The 18,810-nt window shown below is 41.6% G+C and carries 13 protein-coding genes and 1 tRNA gene; 6 read left to right on the top strand and 8 right to left on the bottom strand.

Features of this window, described 5'->3' with window-relative positions; all coding sequences use genetic code 11:
- Positions 1 to 14: 14 nt before the first annotated feature.
- Positions 15 to 1,286: a GGDEF domain-containing protein gene (locus tag F993_RS16555; RefSeq protein ID WP_004652640.1), complete on the bottom strand. Its 1,272-nt coding sequence runs from the start codon at positions 1,284 to 1,286 to the stop codon at positions 15 to 17.
- A 163-nt stretch (positions 1,287 to 1,449) separates the two neighbouring features.
- Between F993_RS16555 and pyrC the strand changes: the two genes are divergently transcribed.
- The 3 genes from pyrC to F993_RS16570 all read left to right on the top strand — a co-directional run bounded on the left by pyrC (position 1,450) and on the right by F993_RS16570 (position 3,229).
- Entirely contained in the window at positions 1,450 to 2,484 is a 1,035-nt protein-coding gene (pyrC, locus tag F993_RS16560; protein WP_004652639.1) for a dihydroorotase, read from the top strand.
- Entirely contained in the window at positions 2,469 to 3,134 is a 666-nt protein-coding gene (gene rnt, locus F993_RS16565) for a ribonuclease T (protein WP_004652638.1), read from the top strand. Before pyrC ends, rnt begins: the two co-directional genes overlap by 16 nt.
- Positions 3,135 to 3,153: 19 nt before the next feature.
- Positions 3,154 to 3,229, top strand: a tRNA-Glu gene (locus tag F993_RS16570).
- 87 nt (positions 3,230 to 3,316) lie between these two features.
- Here F993_RS16570 and F993_RS16575 read toward each other — a convergent pair.
- The 6 genes from F993_RS16575 to F993_RS16600 form a co-directional block, all read right to left on the bottom strand.
- A complete protein-coding gene (locus F993_RS16575) occupies positions 3,317 to 4,561 on the bottom strand; it encodes an NADH:flavin oxidoreductase/NADH oxidase family protein (RefSeq protein WP_004652637.1) in 1,245 nt (414 codons plus the stop codon).
- Positions 4,562 to 4,672: 111 nt separating this feature from the next.
- Positions 4,673 to 6,268, bottom strand: a complete 1,596-nt coding sequence (locus F993_RS16580; RefSeq protein WP_004652635.1) for an ABC transporter ATP-binding protein — start codon at positions 6,266 to 6,268, stop codon at positions 4,673 to 4,675.
- Positions 6,246 to 7,256: an ABC transporter permease gene (locus tag F993_RS16585; protein WP_004652634.1), complete on the bottom strand. Its 1,011-nt coding sequence runs from the start codon at positions 7,254 to 7,256 to the stop codon at positions 6,246 to 6,248. Before F993_RS16585 ends, F993_RS16580 begins: the two co-directional genes overlap by 23 nt.
- Positions 7,256 to 8,326, bottom strand: a complete 1,071-nt coding sequence (gene yejB, locus F993_RS16590; RefSeq protein ID WP_004652633.1) for a microcin C ABC transporter permease YejB — start codon at positions 8,324 to 8,326, stop codon at positions 7,256 to 7,258. The genes F993_RS16585 and yejB overlap by 1 nt, the downstream gene beginning before the upstream one ends.
- 296 nt (positions 8,327 to 8,622) lie before the next feature.
- Complete coding sequence (locus F993_RS16595) at positions 8,623 to 10,464, bottom strand: extracellular solute-binding protein (protein ID WP_004652632.1); 1,842 nt, start codon at positions 10,462 to 10,464, stop codon at positions 8,623 to 8,625.
- Positions 10,465 to 10,470: 6 nt separating this feature from the next.
- A complete protein-coding gene (locus F993_RS16600; protein WP_004652630.1) occupies positions 10,471 to 13,725 on the bottom strand; it encodes a LysM peptidoglycan-binding domain-containing protein in 3,255 nt (1,084 codons plus the stop codon).
- A gap of 311 nt (positions 13,726 to 14,036) precedes the next feature.
- On the opposite strand from F993_RS16600, the gene dnaQ reads away from it, so the two are divergent.
- From dnaQ to nudC, 3 genes are all read left to right on the top strand, one after another.
- Entirely contained in the window at positions 14,037 to 15,392 is a 1,356-nt protein-coding gene (gene dnaQ, locus F993_RS16605; protein WP_004652629.1) for a DNA polymerase III subunit epsilon, read from the top strand.
- Positions 15,393 to 15,519: 127 nt separating this feature from the next.
- Positions 15,520 to 17,166, top strand: a complete 1,647-nt coding sequence (locus tag F993_RS16610) for a hypothetical protein (RefSeq protein WP_004652628.1) — start codon at positions 15,520 to 15,522, stop codon at positions 17,164 to 17,166.
- Entirely contained in the window at positions 17,166 to 17,918 is a 753-nt protein-coding gene (nudC, locus tag F993_RS16615; RefSeq protein ID WP_004652627.1) for an NAD(+) diphosphatase, read from the top strand. Before F993_RS16610 ends, nudC begins: the two co-directional genes overlap by 1 nt.
- 18 nt (positions 17,919 to 17,936) lie before the next feature.
- Here the strand turns inward: nudC and F993_RS16620 are convergent, their stop codons facing one another.
- Positions 17,937 to 18,809, bottom strand: a complete 873-nt coding sequence (locus tag F993_RS16620; RefSeq protein WP_004652626.1) for an alpha/beta hydrolase — start codon at positions 18,807 to 18,809, stop codon at positions 17,937 to 17,939.
- Position 18,810 lies beyond the last annotated feature (1 nt).

Here is an 18,810-nt window from a genome sequence, read left to right as displayed (position 1 = left end):
TCGGTTTTTTAATTTCAAATATTTTCTTCTATATTTGGCAAAGGCTGATAATAAATTTGATTACGCCCAAGCTGCTTGGCTCGATATAGCGCCTTATCTGCTGTATGTATCAACATCTCTTGGCTAATTTTAGCATTACCATTAAATACCGTGATCCCTAAACTAATGGTCACATGGTTAGATACCAGAGATTTATCATGTGGAATCATTAAACGATCAATGGCGCGATAAATATTAGTTGCAACCGCATAAGCCCCTTGTGCAGAAGTTTCAGGTAATAACACCACAAACTCTTCCCCACCATAACGTGCAATAAAATCCATATGTCGAATCGAGCTTTTAATGGTTTTCGCAATGGCCGAGATCACTTGATCACCCATTTGATGCCCATAAAAATCATTATAGTTTTTAAAATAATCAATATCGATAAACAGCACCGACAACGATTTGCGCTCTTTACAAGCTAAATCATAATAATAGGTACACATCTCTTCAAATGTACGGCGATTTGATACATCAGTCAGTTCATCATGCTGACTCAAATGTAATAATTCAGAAGCCTGAATACGTAAAATCTGCTCATCGATTTCTGAAATTTTAGACTTTATAAATATTTTTCTTTCTTTTGAAGTCAGCATCACGCTAATCGAAAAACCAAGCAGTAAGCTTCCAATCAGCGTCCGCCCCACCATGAGAAAGTCACTTGAGTTATCAGCCCCATATAAAAGAAATAAGATCGTAATTGCAGCCAATGAACCAATCCACAACATATGTAAAGGACGGATGCCACTAAGAATAAATCCCAACATATATAGGAATGCAATGAGGACCATAGCCTGATTTTGCAGCACCAGATTTGAAACACTCATCATCAAGACTGAGGTTAATACAATGGTCAGAAACACAATCAGGCAGGCAGCAGGGTAAAATAAAGTATTGAGTTTTTTAAAACGAGAAAAAGCCCAGAATAAGAACAGTGCAATACCAACAACGATCAGACTGAGAATACTGTATATAAAATCGAGGACAAAATATGTACTTCCACGAATCACGAGAAAGTTAGATGGCAGAATTAACAACACAAATATGGTATAGGTAATGACGCCCTGACCAAAGAACTGAATCGCATTGAGACGAGTTCGATCAACATTAAACTTCCAAAATTCATTTTCTAATTTTTGCGGTAAAGTTTGATGAGTATTTTTGGATTTAGAGTGTTGGGCAACAAGCTGCTCTAGGTCCTCTTTTGACCTCCGTAATTGATCAAGATCGTAGCTGTTGTCCATTCCATCTACTCTTTTTATACTGCACTATTATTGTGCCGCATAAAAAATAACATAATTTCTCATTTTGTCATGTGCTTTGCTTAACCACTTATCCGTAATTGTAGTTACCATTTTCACACTTTATGCATTATTATTTGTATTATTTTTAAGTTTGAAGTAGACCTTGAATACTCTTACACTTTTGCAACCTGATGATTGGCACGCACACCTGCGTGATGGTTTAGCTTTAAAACGTACTGTCCCTGATTTAGCCAAACAATTTGCACGCGCAATTTGTATGCCCAATCTTGTTCCACCCGTTAAAACCGTAGAAGAAGCTTTAGCTTATCGCGAGCGTATTCTTGCCCATGTGCCTGAAGGCTTACATTTTGATCCACGGATGGTACTTTATTTTACCGATCATACTTCTCCAGATGAAGTGCGTAAAATTAAAGAGTCTGAATTCGTCAATGCCATCAAGCTTTATCCTGCGGGTGCAACCACCAACTCAGATAATGGTGTCAGTGATATTCGTAAAGTCTATGCCGTGATTGAACAACTGGAAGAACATCAGGTTCCATTGTTACTGCATGGAGAAGTCACCCATAATCACGTTGATATTTTTGATCGTGAAAAAAAATTCTTAGATGAAGTCCTGTCGCCTTTATTGAAACAGTTCCCAAAACTAAAAGTCGTGTTAGAGCACATTACAACAAGTGATGCGGCGAATTTTGTACTGGAACAAGATCGTAATGTTGCAGCAACCATTACTCCTCAACATTTATTATTCAACCGTAATGATATGTTAGTGGGTGGTGTCAAACCACACTTCTATTGCTTACCCATTTTAAAGCGTCAAACGCATCAAACAACATTGTTGGAAGTCGCAACCAGTGGTAATCCAAAATTTTTCTTAGGTACTGACAGTGCACCACATGCACAAAATGCCAAAGAGAATGCTTGTGGTTGTGCAGGTTGCTATAGTGCACCAAATGCGATTGAACTTTATGCACAAGCCTTTGATCAGGTTGGTAAGTTAGAGCGACTAGAAGGCTTTGCCAGTATGTTTGGTGCTGATTTCTACGGCCTACCACGCAATACTTCAACCATTACCTTGGTGAAAGAAGACATTACCGTCGCTGAATCTTTTGATTATCTCGAAGATCAGAAAATTATTCCACTTCATGCAGGTAAAACCCTGCAATGGAGAAAAGTGTGACCCAAGAAGAAAACAAAGCGCCTGTCATTGGTCAGCGTTTTCGTGGATTTTTACCAGTTGTTGTCGATGTGGAAACAGCAGGCTTTAATTCGCAAACCGATGCGCTACTCGAAATTGCATGCATACCGATTGTCTATGATGAACATGGGCAATTTGTCCCAGGCCCATCTTTCCAAGCACACATCAATCCTTTTGAAGGTGCGAATCTAGACCGCCGCTCATTAGACTTCATTGGTATTGATCCTTTCAATCCAATGCGTGTTGCAATGGCTGAAGATGAGCGCAGCGCTTTGCGTCGTATTTTCAAATCATTGAATGAAGTGCGTAAAGCCCAGCACTGTACTCATGCTGTCTTAGTGGGTCACAATGCACACTTTGATTTAGGTTTCCTGCAAGCTGCAATTGCACGCTCTGGCACCAAAAATCAAAACCCGTTTCACAGTTTCTCCGTCTTCGATACTGTTACCTTAAGTGCGGTCATGTTTGGGCAAACCGTGTTAGCACGTGCTTGTATTCAGGCTGGTATTGAGTTTGATGGGAAAGAAGCGCACTCTGCTTTATACGATACTCAGAAGACTGCTGAACTGTTTTGCTATATTTTGAACAAACTGTCTCCTCACCTTCTTGACAGTTTGGTGACAGAACCCTAATATACACCCACCTCAAGAAGTCCCTATCGTCTAGAGGCCTAGGACATCGCCCTTTCACGGCGGTAACCGGGGTTCGAATCCCCGTAGGGACGCCAAATTTGAAAAAGCCACTGCATTTTAAGACAGTGGCTTTTTTATTTGCTTAGAACAATAAAAAGGACTCCGAAGAGTCCTAATATATCTTATGCAGACTTCCGCGAATTAACCCGACCTTTGACCACCGCCTTGATATTCCCTTTGGCATAGTTCAAGAAGACCAACAATGGCGATAATTTTGGATTCGGCTTTTTACCTTGTCCAATGGCTTTGAACTGTGCCGCATACCAAATGATTTCCATAATTGCCATTTTATCGACAAACGGAATTCCTGTTTTAATTTGATTCACTGCATAACGCACATCATGACCTGCGATTAAACGTTCAGGTAAATCAACTTCAACCGCCAATGGGCGCGCAATCCCAATAAAATCACATGCGCCACTTTCCAGCGCAGCATTCATTCCTTCAACAGTACGGAAACCACCTGTCACCATCAACTTACAGGCAACATGCTGACGGATCTTCTCAGCAAACTCCAAGAAATACGCTTCACGCGCAATGGTACTGGCCTTACGTTTTTCTGCCTTAGCACCCGCCATTGCGGGAGCCTCATAAGTTCCCCCAGAAATTTCGATAATATCGATTCCCGCAGCATCAATCGCTTTAAACACGGTAATGACATCTTCCTCTGTAATCCCACCGCGTTGGAAATCTGCCGAGTTCAGTTTGACTGAAATAATGAAGTTTTCAGAAGTTGCATCACGCACCGCCTGATAAGCATCGATCAAGAAACGCATACGATTCTCAATCGAACCGCCCCATTGATCTGTACGTTTATTGGTCAAAGGCGATAGAAATTGGCTAATCAAATAACCATGTGCACCATGTAATTGCACACCTTCAAAACCCGCTTTTTCACAGACTGCAGCTGCTGTCGCAAAACGCTGGATAATATCTAAAATTTCGTCGTGTTTAAGTTCACGTGGTGTGCCAAACATTGCCGCAAGCATTGGGCTAAATGGCACAGCTGAGGGTGCGACCGTTTCCTTGTTTAATCCCTTTGGACATTGACGACCAGGATGTGACAATTGAATCAATTGCACCATGCCATGTTTCTTACCAACCGCTGCCCATTGCTTGAGTTTTTCCAAATCACGTTCGGTTTCAATTGCAACCACACCCGGCTCATTCTTAGCGCCCACATTTACCATCACGTTTCCAGTAATGGCACAGCCCAAACCACCTTTTGCCCATGCTTCGTATAGACCAATCAATAGATCATTGGGTTGCCCTGCATCATTGGCAAGTGCCTCGCTCATCGCCCCTTTGATAATGCGGTTTTTAAATATGGTATTGCGAATCTGGATACTGTCTGCAATCTGACTCATGGTCATCCTCTGCTACAATTAGAGTATTTGCTCTAATTTAATCTGATTATTGTTACTGTCAAGCATTCTTCCGATGAACTGACAATAGCATATGTCAATTTAATTACAATGCTAATATTCACTCGCGGAAATCAGTTGGCGGGTATATTCCGTCTGAGGCTGGCTAAATAAAAGTGCTGTGGCTTGATATTCCAAAGCTTTACCCTGATGCATCACCAAGACTTTTTGACATAGTGCTTTAATGACTTGTAAGTCATGACTAATAAAGAGATAGCTAATTTGTTCTTGCTGCTGCAAACGACGTAACAATTGAATGATGGCTGACTGCGTGCTTCGATCTAAAGCAGAGGTCGGTTCATCTAAAATCAGTAGCTTTGGTTTTAGCACCAATGCTCTTGCAAGTGCAACACGTTGCCGTTGCCCACCAGAAAGCTGATGTGGATACTTATCTTTATCCGCTAAAGATAATTCAACTTTTGCCAAAACAGCATCAACTTCAACTTGGCGCTGTTGCTTTGAAATGGATTGAAGATGAAGCCCTTCTGCTATGATCTGTTCGACTGACATACGAGGATTCAGGCTGCTAAAAGGGTCCTGAAATACAATCTGGAAATCACCTCTGAATGGTCTTAGCTGCTTCTGGGTCAACTGATTTAAATCATGTGACTGAAAATAAATATGGCCTTGACTACGAATCAACCGTGCAATTGCCAAAGCCAGTGATGATTTACCTGAACCACTCTCCCCAACAATTCCCAAAGCTTCGCCCTGAGACAGACTCAACTGAATAGATGCTGCTGCAACCTTATATGCTTTAACCCGATGAAATAACCCCTGCCGAATCGGATATTTGACCGTGACATCGTTCAGTTCAAGCAAGGTTTGTGTCGGCTGCATTACCAAGGCTTGTCCAAAATCATGATTGAGTAAATTCTGGGTATAGCTCGTTTTAGGATGAGTAAATATATTCTGAACAGTACCTTGTTCTTCAACACGCCCTTGATTCAGTACCACGATATGATCAGCATAAGCTTTGACCAAATTCAGGTCATGACTAATCAAAATGATCGCCATCTTTCGTTGCTGCTGTAGCCGATTTAATAAGGTTAAAATCTGCGCTTGCAACACCACATCTAAAGCTGTGGTTGGCTCATCAGCAATCAGAATTTCTGGTTCTAAAGCCAAAGCCATTGCCAACATGACCCGTTGCCTTTGCCCACCAGACAACTCATGTGGATAGCACTTCAGTAGATCTATTGCATCGTTGATTTCGACATCCTGTAACAATGCCACGCAACGCTGCTGAATTTCAGCTTTTGCAACACCAAGTCGCAATAAACTCTCACCTAATATCCGTTCTACCTTGTGCAACGGGTTTAAAGCGGTCATTGGCTCTTGGAAAATCATGCCAATACGTTTACCACGAATCTGCTGTAACTGACGCTGACTCAACGCCAGCAAGTTTTCTCCATCGAGTTCCACTTTGCCTTGCACTGTAAAGTTTTCTGGCAATATCCCCAATAGAGCCAACGCACTGATGGTTTTACCTGAACCACTTTCACCGACCAGTGCAATCGTCTGTGCAGGATATAAATCAAAGCTCAACGCTTCCAGCAAGCACTGCCCTGTTCCATTACAAATATTGAGTTGCTGAACAGTGAATAAAGCTGATTGATCAAACTGTTTAGCGTCTTGGGTCAAATGCATCACGGGCAGCCTCCCCAATATAAATCAATAATGAAAGAACAATTGCCAGCGTAAAGAAACCGGAAAGAGCCAACCATGGCGCATCCAGGTTATTTTTGCCTTGTAATAATAATTCCCCCAATGAAGCCGCATCAGGCGGTAAACCATAACCTAAGAAATCCAGTGCAGTTAAGGCAATAATATTGGCGGTCAGCATAAACGGAATCTGCGACAAACTTGAACTCATTGCATTCGGTAAAATGTGCTTGAAGATAATTTGCTGGTCACTTAGTCCCAATGCTTGCGCTGCACGCACATAGTCATAATTGCGCGCACGTAAGAACTCTGCACGTACTAATCCAACCAATTCAGTCCAGCCAAATAGCAACATGATCAAAAATAGCCAATAAATACTCGGACTAAACATACTGACCAAAATCATGACTATGAACAACATCGGCAAGCCACCCCAGACCTCCAAAATTCGCTGCCCAATTAAATCAATCCAGCCCCCATAGTAGCCCTGTATTGCGCCAACCATGATGCCTATCAACGCAGAACACAGCGTTAAAGCAAACCCAAATAAAAGAGAAACACGCAGACCATACAAAATTCGGGCAAATACATCACGACCTTGGTCATCAGTTCCAAGCCAATTTTGTGAACTCGGCGCTGAAGGTACGGGTACTGCCAATGATAAATTTGGCGTTTGATAAGAAAAAGCGATGGGGGGTGAAATCATCCAACCCTGTTTTTGAATCAGTTGTTTTACCGCAGGATCTTGATAATCTGTCGCTGTCTCAAATCCACCACCAAAGGTGGTTTCTGGATAATCATTCAAAATCGGGAAATAAAAAGACTGCTGATAGCGAACCAACAGCGGTTTGTCATTGGCAATCAATTCAGCAAATAAGGACAATACAAAAATCGTTAAAAATAAAATCAGACAGCGAAAGCCCAATTTATTTTGCCTAAATCGATCAAAACGTGCACGCATCAAAGGGGACATTATTTACCACCTCTTGATTCAAAATCAATGCGTGGATCAATCATCTGATACAGCACATCACCGATTAAACGCAACAACATCCCAAATAAGGTAAATAAAAATAAAGTCCCGAAAATCACAGGATAATCACGCTGGGTAATCGCTTCAAAACCTAATAGACCAATCCCATCTAAATTAAAAATGATTTCGATAAATAAATTACCGACAAAGAAAATACCGACTAATGCTTCTGGTAAGGCTGCCACCACCACCAAAATCGCATTGCGAAACACATGTCCATAAAGAATCTGATTGTCATTCAGTCCTTTGCTGCGAGCAGTGAGCACATAAGGCTTTTTCAGTTCTTCAACAAAAGAATATTTAGCCAAATAAGTCAGTGCCGCAAAACTGCCCAATACCATACTCAAGATGGGCAAACTCATATGCCATAGATAATCTTGTACTTTTGACCATAGGCTCAATTGAGCAAAGTTCTCTGAAACCAGACCTTGTAATGGAAACCATTGCAAATAACTGCCCCCTGCAAAAAAAACAATCAACACAATAGCAAACACAAAGGATGGAATGGCATAGCTCACTGCCAATAATAACGAGGTAGATTGATCAAACAATAAGCCATTGTTTTTGGCTTTTTTGATGCCAAGCGGGATTGCGATCAGATAAATCAGGAAGGTGCTCCACAAGCCCAAAGACAACGTGACAGGCAGCTTTTCGTATAGCAGTTGGGTCACAGGTTTATCTTTAAAAAAGCTGCTACCAAAATCCAGATGCATATAACCTTTAAGCATGAGCCAGAAACGTTCTGCGGCAGGACGATCAAAACCATATTGGGCTTTGATTTTTTCAATCATTTCTGGACTTAAACCCCGCGCACCTTCATATTGTGCCAAAGTGGTCAAACCTGAGGGTGCACTATTGCCTACCCCTAGGCCTTGCGCATTTTGGATTTGCTGAATCGCTTGTTCGACTGGTCCACCTGGGGCAATTTGCACAATACAAAAATTAATCAATAAAATGAAAAATAATGTCGGGATCATCAATAACATTCTTTTTAGAATATAGTGAACCATTGAAGTCGAACCCTTATTAATTTATTTACTAAGTTTTTATGAAATCTAACATGAGATAAAATACGCGGAAACGTCATCCACAACCTGCGTGTTATAAACAAGATAATGTTTTTGCGAAATAATAAAAGAGGTCCAATAAGTAAACAGGTTTTGTGGATGACAATGCCTTTGGTTACTTTGGGCGAAACCAAAGTAACTCCAGCTGAAAGCTTATCTTGAAATTAAGATGAGAACTCGGTAAGACTCCGTTATATTAATCTAACGTCTTCATCAAACGCTAGTCAAAACCATTCTAATTAATGCTTTTGTATAGACTGCTCCTGTTTCTTAACCTTATTTGCATCGACCCACCAATATTCCCATCCTACAGAAAGTTTTGGCTTAACCGAAGGCTGCTGATAGATGTCCCAATAAGCAAACCAACGTTCAGGTTTTCCAAAAGTCAAAATTTGATAATACCCTGCACGTAACAAGCGATCGAGCACGCGTGTGTATAACACCACTTCTTCACGGTTTTTTGCTGCCACAATTTTCGCGATCATCTGATCAATCGCAGGATTCTTGATCCCTGAATAATTATAATTGCCTGCCTCATCTGCAGCAGCACTTCCCCAGAATTGAGCTTGTTCTTTTCCTGGGGTTAAAGTCTGGGGCAATTTCAACACCATCATATCAAAATCTTGATGCCGAATCCGCTCCATATATTGCGGCACATCCACTTGCCGTAACTGAACCTGAATGCCTAAACGCTTCAAATTCCGCACAAACGGCATTAATTCACGTTGTGGGTTTTCCTGTTGCATCAATAATTCAATTCGAATGGCTTTGCCAGTTCGATCATATAACTGACCATTACGAATCAGATAACCAGCATCTTTTAAGATCTGTTGTGCAGTCAATAAATTCTGTCGATTGAAACCACTGCCATCCGAAACAGGATAGCGCCAATCAGCCAAAATGCCTTGTCGCATCACTGGATTGAACTGGGCCCAAAATGGCTTTAATAAATTTAATTCAGCAGCATTCGGGCGGCCTGTTGCAGCTAAATCGGTATTGTCAAAATAGCTTTGCAAGCGCCGATTTTGGTTAAAGAACAGTGCCTTATTCTGCCACTCAAAATCATAAGCATAGGTCAGTGCCTGACGTAGATAAATATCATTGAGTGGCGCACGGCGGATATTAAACACCAAGCTTTGGATATCTAGAGGAGTACCTAACTGCGCTTTATATTTTTTGACTAAACCTGATTTCGCTGCTGGAAAGTTATAAGCCGTCATCCAGTTACGAATATTTTTTTCTTCGTATAAATTGAATTGTCGAGATTTGAATCCTTCAAAACTGACATCTAAATTACGATAATACACATATTTGAGTTGATCAAAATTATAGCGACCTTTGTTTACCGGCAAATCTTTGCCCCAATAGTTTGGACTGCGCTTATAACTAATACTCCGTCCTGCATCAATTCTGTCGACGATATAAGGCCCCGATCCTACAATCGGTTGAAGAGTAACTCGACTAAAATCTTTATTTTTCCAATCTAATTTTGAGTAGATCGGCAGGCTCGCTACGATCAGTAGCATTTCCACATTGTTCTTAGACTTAAAAATAAATTTGATTTGAAGTTTAGATAGCACTTCAGTTTTAGCTAAATCTGACAAATACATTTGAAAGCCTAAATTGGCTTTGGTCTGATAGGTATCGAAGGTAAATTTCACATCTTCAGCAGTTACAGGCTGACCATTATTAAATCGCGCTTGAGGATTCAAGTGGAAGATCACTGACTGCAAATGATCTGGATCATAACTGACCTTTTCAGCAAGTAAGGGATACATCACACGTGGCTCATCCAGCGAACGATCCATCAAGCTATCAAATAGATAATTGACACCTTCAGTCGAATTGCCCTTGCCATTCATACTATTTAAATTATCAAATGTCCCCAAACTCGATTGGCTCAGCGTTCCCCCTTTCGGTGCATTCGCATTAGCATAAGGCATCACCTTGAGCTGCGCATATTTAGGTTGCACATGCATCGCCAGATACGGCGTGGTTTGCATTGCCGCAAATGAAGACTGATCAAAAAGGCTTAGTCCAGCATATAGACTAAGCCTTTTGATTAAACGTAAATGAATCATTTACAATTACAAGTTAGGCACTTTAATCACATCACCGATGCGTAATTGAGTACTTGGGGTCAGATCATTCATTTCCGCCAATGCACTTGTGTCTAAACCATAACGGCTTGCCAAGCCGATTAATGTATCACCACGTTTGACTTTGTATTCACTCACTGTTTTAGGCACTGCAATATTCTGACCACGTTGCAGGCTTGCATTGGCTTTCAGATTATTTAACTCCGCCAATTCACGTCCAGACATCCCAAAACGATTGGCAATACTGTTTAAAGACTCTCCCGCTTTTACGGCATATCTTTCAGTATTACGACTTGATGCTGAAGGCTTGGTCGTTGTTTTGCTGTCATCTACTTTTGCTGTTTCAGTTTTTGGTAAATCGCCAGTCAATTTGAGCTTTTGACCAATACGAACATTACTGCCGCGCGTTAAACCATTTAAACCGGCAACATAGTCGAGCTGTAAATTATGACGGCTCGCGATATTACCTAGCGTATCGCCAGACTTAACCGTATAAATATCTGGTGTAGTTTCTTCTCTCGATTTGCTTGTATTGCTAGCAGTGGTTTTTGCAGGTGCCTCACCCGTCAGTTTCAAACGTTGCCCCACACGAACACCAGCGGTTCTTTCCAAACCATTCAGATCAGCCACATAGCTCAGTTGCAGATTGTACTTGGCTGCAATCGCATTTAAACTGTCACCGGACTGCACCACATACTGATCAGGCACAGTTGAACCCGCAGGAATCTTTATGCTTTGACCCAAACGCACACCACTATTCGCCTTTAAATTATTTAGCTCAGCCAACTCGCTCAAGCTAATTTTCGACTTGGTTGCGATACTAGATAAGGTATCACCACGTTGCACGGTATAATTTTCAGTTTTATAACTGGTCGATGCGCTGACATTGTCGTATTTCACACTGCTCTTCGTTGGCTCAGTTGTTTCCTGAGTTGAAGAAACTTCGTGTAAGGGTACATTAATTTTTTGTCCAACGAATAAGCTGCTACCGGCAGTTAAACCAGAAGTTAAATCAGCCAGTTCCTGATTCGACAATGCATAACGATCAGCAATCAGCTTTAAATATTCACCACGCTTGACCGTATAGGATTTGGTGGCAATTTTTTGAATCGCTGTAGCTTTGCTTTCAGTTGTACGTGTTGCCTGTTGCGCTGTACGGCTATTACTCTTTGGCTCAATCAAGGTTAATTTTTGCCCAACAAATAAACCATCTGTCACAGACAAATTATTATAATCCGCCAACTGTTTCAGGCTTAAATCAAAGCGTGAAGCCAAGTTAGTTAAACTATCCCCTGACTGCACCACATAACTATCGGGTTTTTCTGCAGCTTTCGGCGCTTCAGGTTTGGCATCATATAAATATAAGCTTGCGCCAACAAATAAGGTGCCGTTTGGATCAATCTGATTCCACTGTGCAATATCACGCCAGTTCACACCATTTTTTTGCGCAATAATCGCTAAAGTATCACCTGGTTGTACCACATAAGTGCTGCGCTTGCCTTTCGGTGCAACCACTACCACATCGGTATCGGTTTTGATATATGGCTTACCTTGGTTACGCTTGGCATCTTCACTATTGGCCGTTGCACTGTCTTCAACCAAGTTCTTTGGATAAGCAAAGCCCTTACTGACTTCTTGACCCTTTTCATCGGCAACCGACTGGCTGGTTTGGATTGCTGTTAATTTAATCTTGCCATCAAATGGATCGACAATTTCTGTGCCCTTCGGCGCAATCGCCTTGATTTCAGCCACAACCTGATCTCGTTCAGCTTGTGTTGCTTGTGGCTCTAACACTTGGGCCACTGTTTCTTTCTTGCCTTCTTCTTTAATTGCAGCCGTAATTTGCTCACGCTCTTTCGAAGAAATTGGCGGTTCAGTCACCACAGGTTTCACATTTGTTGCAGGTGTAATCGCAACTGGAATACGCGGTGCGCTCGGCACATCTGCCGCTGCAGCAAATGAGGCTAAAGCATTCGAGCCTCTAGGTGTGCTGACCTTACTGGTACTTGAAATTGATGATGTTGGTCGAGAAGTATTACTTGCCGTTAAATTCGGTGGTGTTGCTGTTGATGAGCTACTAATTTGGCTGGTACTTGTCGTGGTACGAACCGTGGTTGAAGTACTCAACGGATTGGTATTCATCGGCGGCGGAGTTTTATTACTTGCCCAGAAACCACCAGAACTTGCTTTACCGGAACGTAGTTTTGCATCAATCGAAGGACTAAGGTCGGCAGGAATTAAAATACGCATCGGGCTCATTGGATCAACCATCTCACCTCGATAACCCGGGTTCAATGCATAAAGCTCAGCACGACTTAAACCCGTGATTGAAGCAATCTGATTCAATTCAAGAGGTGCCGCCAAACTGACTTCACGGAAGTGAGGACGGTTAGCAATCGGTGGTAAGCTCACACCATAAGCATTTGGATTTTTAATAATTTGTGCTACAGCCAAGAAACGCGGAACATAGTTCATGGTTTCTTGCGGGAGTTTCAATGACCAATAATCGGTTGGTAAACCTGCGGCGCGGTTGCGGTTAATTGCTTGTTGGATACGCCCTGGGCCCGCATTATAAGCGGCCAGTGCAAGCTCCCAAGAACCGAACTGATTATATAAACTACCAAAGAATTCATATGCTGCACGTGTCGATTCGACCACGTCACGACGGCCATCATAGAGGCTGGTTTGTTGTAAGCCATAAATTCGGCCCGTACTTGGAATAAACTGCCATAAACCTGCCGCTGCCGCACTACTGGTCGCAGCAGGGTCATAGGAACTTTCAATAATTGGCAATAATGCCAGTTCTGTTGGCATACCACGACGTTCAGCTTCTTTTACGGTGTGATATAAATAGCGGCTGGCACGTGCACTTAAACGGTCTAAATACGGTTGACGTGAAATAAACCAGCTACGTTGCGCTTCAATACGAGAATCCCAATGATTCAAGTCCATCTTGAATCCAACTGTCATTCGTTTCCACACATCACCGTGTTTCAGCACCAATAGACGATCGCCTTCCACGGCACGCATATCTGTTGCAGATAACAAATCTTCAAGCGAATCTAAGCTACTGGCATCCAGATAACCTGAACCTGCTTGCTTAGAAGATGATGCTTTACTTGATTGAGGGGTTGAAGAACACCCTGTGGTGATTCCCAACGCAACGAGAGCAGAAGTAAGTACAGTAATTTTGAATAATGATGTTGCAGATGTTTGCGACACCAATGTGCTCGATTTATACATAAAAACTTCCAGTCAACTCACGCTAGTTTATTTCTTCGATTTGCCATTGTAGTAAAGCATGGCACTTAGACAAGGCAATAATTTAACGTGATTTGCATGGAAATGTTACAAGAAATTAAAAAAGATGAGTTTTGTAACGTTCAGAATCGGAATTTAGCTTTACAATACAAGACATCGCTCGAAAATGCTAAAATTCGCTACTTACTTAAGCCCAAGGTAAATTGGCTTAGGTAATCCTTGAATATTGAGCATTCCTTTTTCGGATTGCACATACTCAATTTTTATTCTGCTTAAATTGTTCAGGTTCAGATATGTCACAAACAATCACTCTTTACGTTGATGGCGCATGCAAAGGTAACCCAGGTCTTGGTGGTTGGGGTGCGTATGTCATTACCGAACAAGGTGAGCATAAACTGTTTGGCGGTGAACCTGAGACAACCAATAATCGTATGGAGCTTCAAGCGGCGATTGAAGGTGTTTCATTCTGCCCCACCGATGCGCGTTTAATCATCTGGACTGACTCCAATTATGTCAAACAAGGCATCACCGAATGGATTCACGGTTGGAAAAAGAAAAACTGGAAAGATGTTAAAAATCCAGATCTATGGCAAAAGCTCGATGCCGTCTGTGCCAATCGTGAAATCGAATGGAACTGGATCAAGGGCCATGCAGGACATGCAGGCAATGAAATGGCAGACCAATTGGCCAACTTAGGTGCTGAACAAACGGCACAACAACTTAAATCTGCAACACAGGCTAACGCTGATACAAAAAAGCCTGAATCCGATTGGCTCTTAAATGATCCTTTCGGATTAGATATTGAAGTGGATAGCGATGAAATGATCGAAGAATCAGAACTTGAAGAAGTATTGGATCATATGGATGAAAAGGCAGCATCAGATGAAGTAGTAGAAGCTACTCCATTAAATCAGCATCCTCACATTGTCATCACCAAAGCAAAATTAGATTTACAAGGCCCGCGCCAACTGATTCTCGATACTGAAACCACAGGTTTTTACTATCAAGATGGTGACCGTATTATCGAAGTCGGTGCGATTGAAATGATTAACCGCAAGCTCACAGGCAGCTCGATTCATATCTATATCAATCCTGAAAAACCTGTCGGCGACTCTGAAAATGTGCATGGTATCAGCGATGACTTTTTAAAAGACAAACCTAAATACGCTGAAATTTCCGATGTACTTTTTGACTTCCTAAAAGGTGCCGAAATTATCGCGCATAACGCGACCTTCGATATGAACTTCTTGGATATGGAGTTCAAACGCACTGGATTACCTCCGCTTTCTGAGGTCTGTGAAGTTACCGATACCTTGGCGATGGCCAAAAATAAGCATCCTGGACAAAAAAACTCTTTGGATGCCTTGGTCCGTCGTTACGAAATTCCAGCGCGAGATCGTACTTTCCATGGTGCATTACTCGATGCCGAAATCTTGGCCGATGTTTATCTTGCCATGACCGGTGGGCAAGTTTCATTTGATATGGATGCCCTTTCACAAACAGAACAGAACCAAGGCAAAACCACTCGTCAGCGAGTACAAATCGACCTCCCTGTGATCGAGCCATCAGAACATGAATTAAATGAACATGAGACCTGGGTCAAACAATTCGAACAAAAACATGGAGAGCCTTGCCTTTTCGCAAAATAAATTTGCAGCTCACTGTAATTTTTTGTATTTCAAGGCTCTAAAGTTAAGTTATATTAAGCCTTAAAGATTTAGACCTCCTAAAAAAGGAGGTCCATGGATATAACAACTTAGGAAAGGTGTAGGTCATATGTCTTACCAAACCTCGATTCATTTCGACCCAACGGCATTATTAATAATAAAAAATGAAATCGACAATTCGATTAAATTGGTAGAAACAGCGGTCAATACCCTTGCCGAAGAACAAGCATTACCATTCGGGATTGATGATGCGCTGAACCAATTTGAACAATGTACACAAGTGCTGGCATTAATTGATATGCCGCATTTATCGCAAATTACCCAATACTCTGCTGAGTTGATGCGTAAAATTATGGCACAACCCCAGCAGATTCAAACCAGTGATGTGATTGCCCTCAGTGAAGGCACCACCATGCTGAAGCGTTATATTGAATTCATTTGCTTACGTGAAGTCAAAGTTCCGCAATTCTTACTCGATACCCTCAATCGTTTAGAGAAAGCATTAGGTAAACCACTCACCAAAGAAGGTCAAACGGTACAGCCACTACTTGAATTCATTACGCCAAGTTTTAATTTGCCACAAGCACCGAGTTTGGAGCAGTCACAATATATTCATCAGCTGTATAAACTATGCTTAAACAAACTGATTCGACAATCAGAAACAGCGCTTGATCTACAGGGGATTAAATTGGTCGGTGTTTATGTGGCAGGTTTAGCAACAGCTCAACCAAGTCAGCAATACTGGCAACTGGTGAATGTGGGGCTGAGCCACATCAATGAGCTCTCGATTACCGAAGCGCGTCTTCGCACCCTGATTCAAATTGAAACCAATATTGGTAAATTCTTGCTGCAACCAGCAAGCTTTAAAAATAGTATTGCTGATCTTGCAGACATTCTATGCATCTGTATTAGCCAAGAAGATGATGTATCGCACCATATTCGTGAGCAACTGAACATTGGCGATGAATTACTCAGCGATACACAGCTACAGGTGTTAAGCCGTCATTTATATGGTCCTGACTATGAAACGGTACATACCATCAGTCAATTGATGACCGATGAAATGGCTCAAATCCGAAATGAGATTGAGTACAATCATCAAAATATGTCGGCTGAAAAAACCCAAGAGTTACAGCAGAAGCTACACCAACTCTCGAATGTTTTTAAAGTGTTGAATTTAAATGAAGCGGCAAGAGAGTTAACTCAGCAAGCGGAAAAACTAAGTCAACCGAATACCTTAACCGATGCGACTTCGGTGCAACAGCTAATGAACAGCATTCTGGCTTCAATGAATTCAATTGGCATTCTGGAACGGAATTACACCTCAAGCCGTTTACAGTTACGTGTCAATAATATGCAGATTTCGCTTGATCGCCTAGATGAAGCACATAAAGCATTACTGACCGAAACCAAAACTCTGATTGATACCCTAACTCAGACTCTGAGCCTATATATTCAAGACCCTGCTGCGCATAGTTTGGAAGCCCTGCCTGAGTATCTAAAAGAGCTTTCTGGCGCAGCGTTATTCTTGGGTAGTTCAGCACAACAAACTGCTTTATTGGGTGCGGCTCATTTTGCCCAGTACCGCCTGGCCCAAAATCAAGCCTTCAATGCTGAACAGATTAATTGCATCTTGAATGTTGTGGCTGGTTTAGATTTATTAGTGGATAACTTGAAGAATAAGCAACCTGTATTGCAATCTATGTTTGATGTGGCATTATCAAACAGTCAGCAATTACAAACTATAGCCGCATAATGACTCAACTATCACTTGCTTATATTTTTCAACACCAAAAACTGTTAGTCGACCAAAACTTCCAACTTCCTCAAGTTGAGAAATTAGCAAGTGACCTGCCCATCCATCATAATGATCACGTCATTGCACGTGATCTACTGGAAAATGAAGCCATTCCCGAAGGCTATCAACTGATTCCTATTCGGGAATTGATTCAATCTTGGTCCAGCAGTGACTTCCTGCAAGCTAGCCGTGCCGTTCAATTACTGGAATGGCGCCGTAACCACAAGTTTTGCAGCCATTGTGGACATGCCACTGAAATTCACCCTAAAGAATATGCCATGGTTTGCCCTGCCTGTGCTTATCATCAGTATCCTCGCGTACAGCCATGTATCATTACCATTATCACCAAAGGTCAGGATGAAGTTCTATTGGCAAAATCTGCGCATAATAAAAGTAATATGTATGGGTTAATTGCTGGTTTTGTTGAAGTTGGTGAAACTTTAGAAGAAGCGGTGCAACGTGAAGCTTTTGAAGAAGTTGGACTGAAACTGAAAAATATTCGCTATATGTCGAGTCAACCGTGGCCGTTTCCAAGTAATCTGATGATCGCCTTTCATGCCGAATATGAATCTGGGGATATCCAGTTACAACTTGAAGAAATTAGTGATGCTCAATTCTTTAAGTTTGATCAACTGCCCGAAATTCCATTTAAAGGCAGTATTGCCCATAGCATGATCATGCAAATGATCGACAATAAAAAAGCATCTTAAACGATGCTTTTTTATTGATTAAGGATCTAAGGCTTCATCTAGAAAGTGCAGAATCGTCCGTTTGGTTTTGAAATAATGGCTCATTAAACTGGCCAGTGTCGCCACAATAGTGATATGTCCCGTTTTTGGAATCACGGCGATGTGACTATGATTGCCCTTTTCTCTTAACGCCTTATCCAGATCAAAACTATTTTCCTTACCGACGAGCTGATCTTGCTCCGCCATCAATAAATAATGCTTAATCTGATTCGGTTCAATAAAGTAATAAGGCATTACCTGTTGGTACGACACTTTCAGATCAAAAGCGTGTTCTGCTAACGGGTCACCCTTATAATCAAAATGATAAGGTCCCGCCATACCCACAATGGCACGAATCTTGTCTTTATATTTAAAATTTTGTGAATAGGCTGAATAGACCACCGACATCACATTAAAAGCACCCGCAGAATGCCCCATCAAAATGATATTGTCCGTAGAAATGTTTAATTTGCTTTGATTTTGGCTGAGGTAGTGAATCGCTTGAGCAATATCATCAATATAGGTCGGAAAGATATGCTCAGGTGCAAGGTGATAGTTAATGACTGCAACATCATAGCCTTCTCTTGCAAAGCTTTCTCCAACAAATAAATAATCACGCTTATTGCCATGCTGCCAAGAGCCACCATGTACAAATATAATCAGCGGTCTTTGCTTTTTCGGATTTTTAGTCCGATACAGATCCAGACGCTGTCTTGCTTTCAGTCCATAAGCAAGATGCTCTTCCTTCTCAAAAGTATCTTTGGGTGTTAGGTAATTAATTGAATAACTAGCAAAATCATAAAGGCGAAACTCCTGATAAAGGGTTTTCGCCTTGATTACATTTTCTTGTACTTGTTGGATAAGTTGCTTCATA

The organism is Acinetobacter proteolyticus, assembly GCF_000367945.1.
Taxonomy (GTDB): domain Bacteria; phylum Pseudomonadota; class Gammaproteobacteria; order Pseudomonadales; family Moraxellaceae; genus Acinetobacter; species Acinetobacter proteolyticus.
Note: the sequence above shows the minus strand (reverse complement) of the source record. Positions and strands in the feature narration are given on the sequence as shown.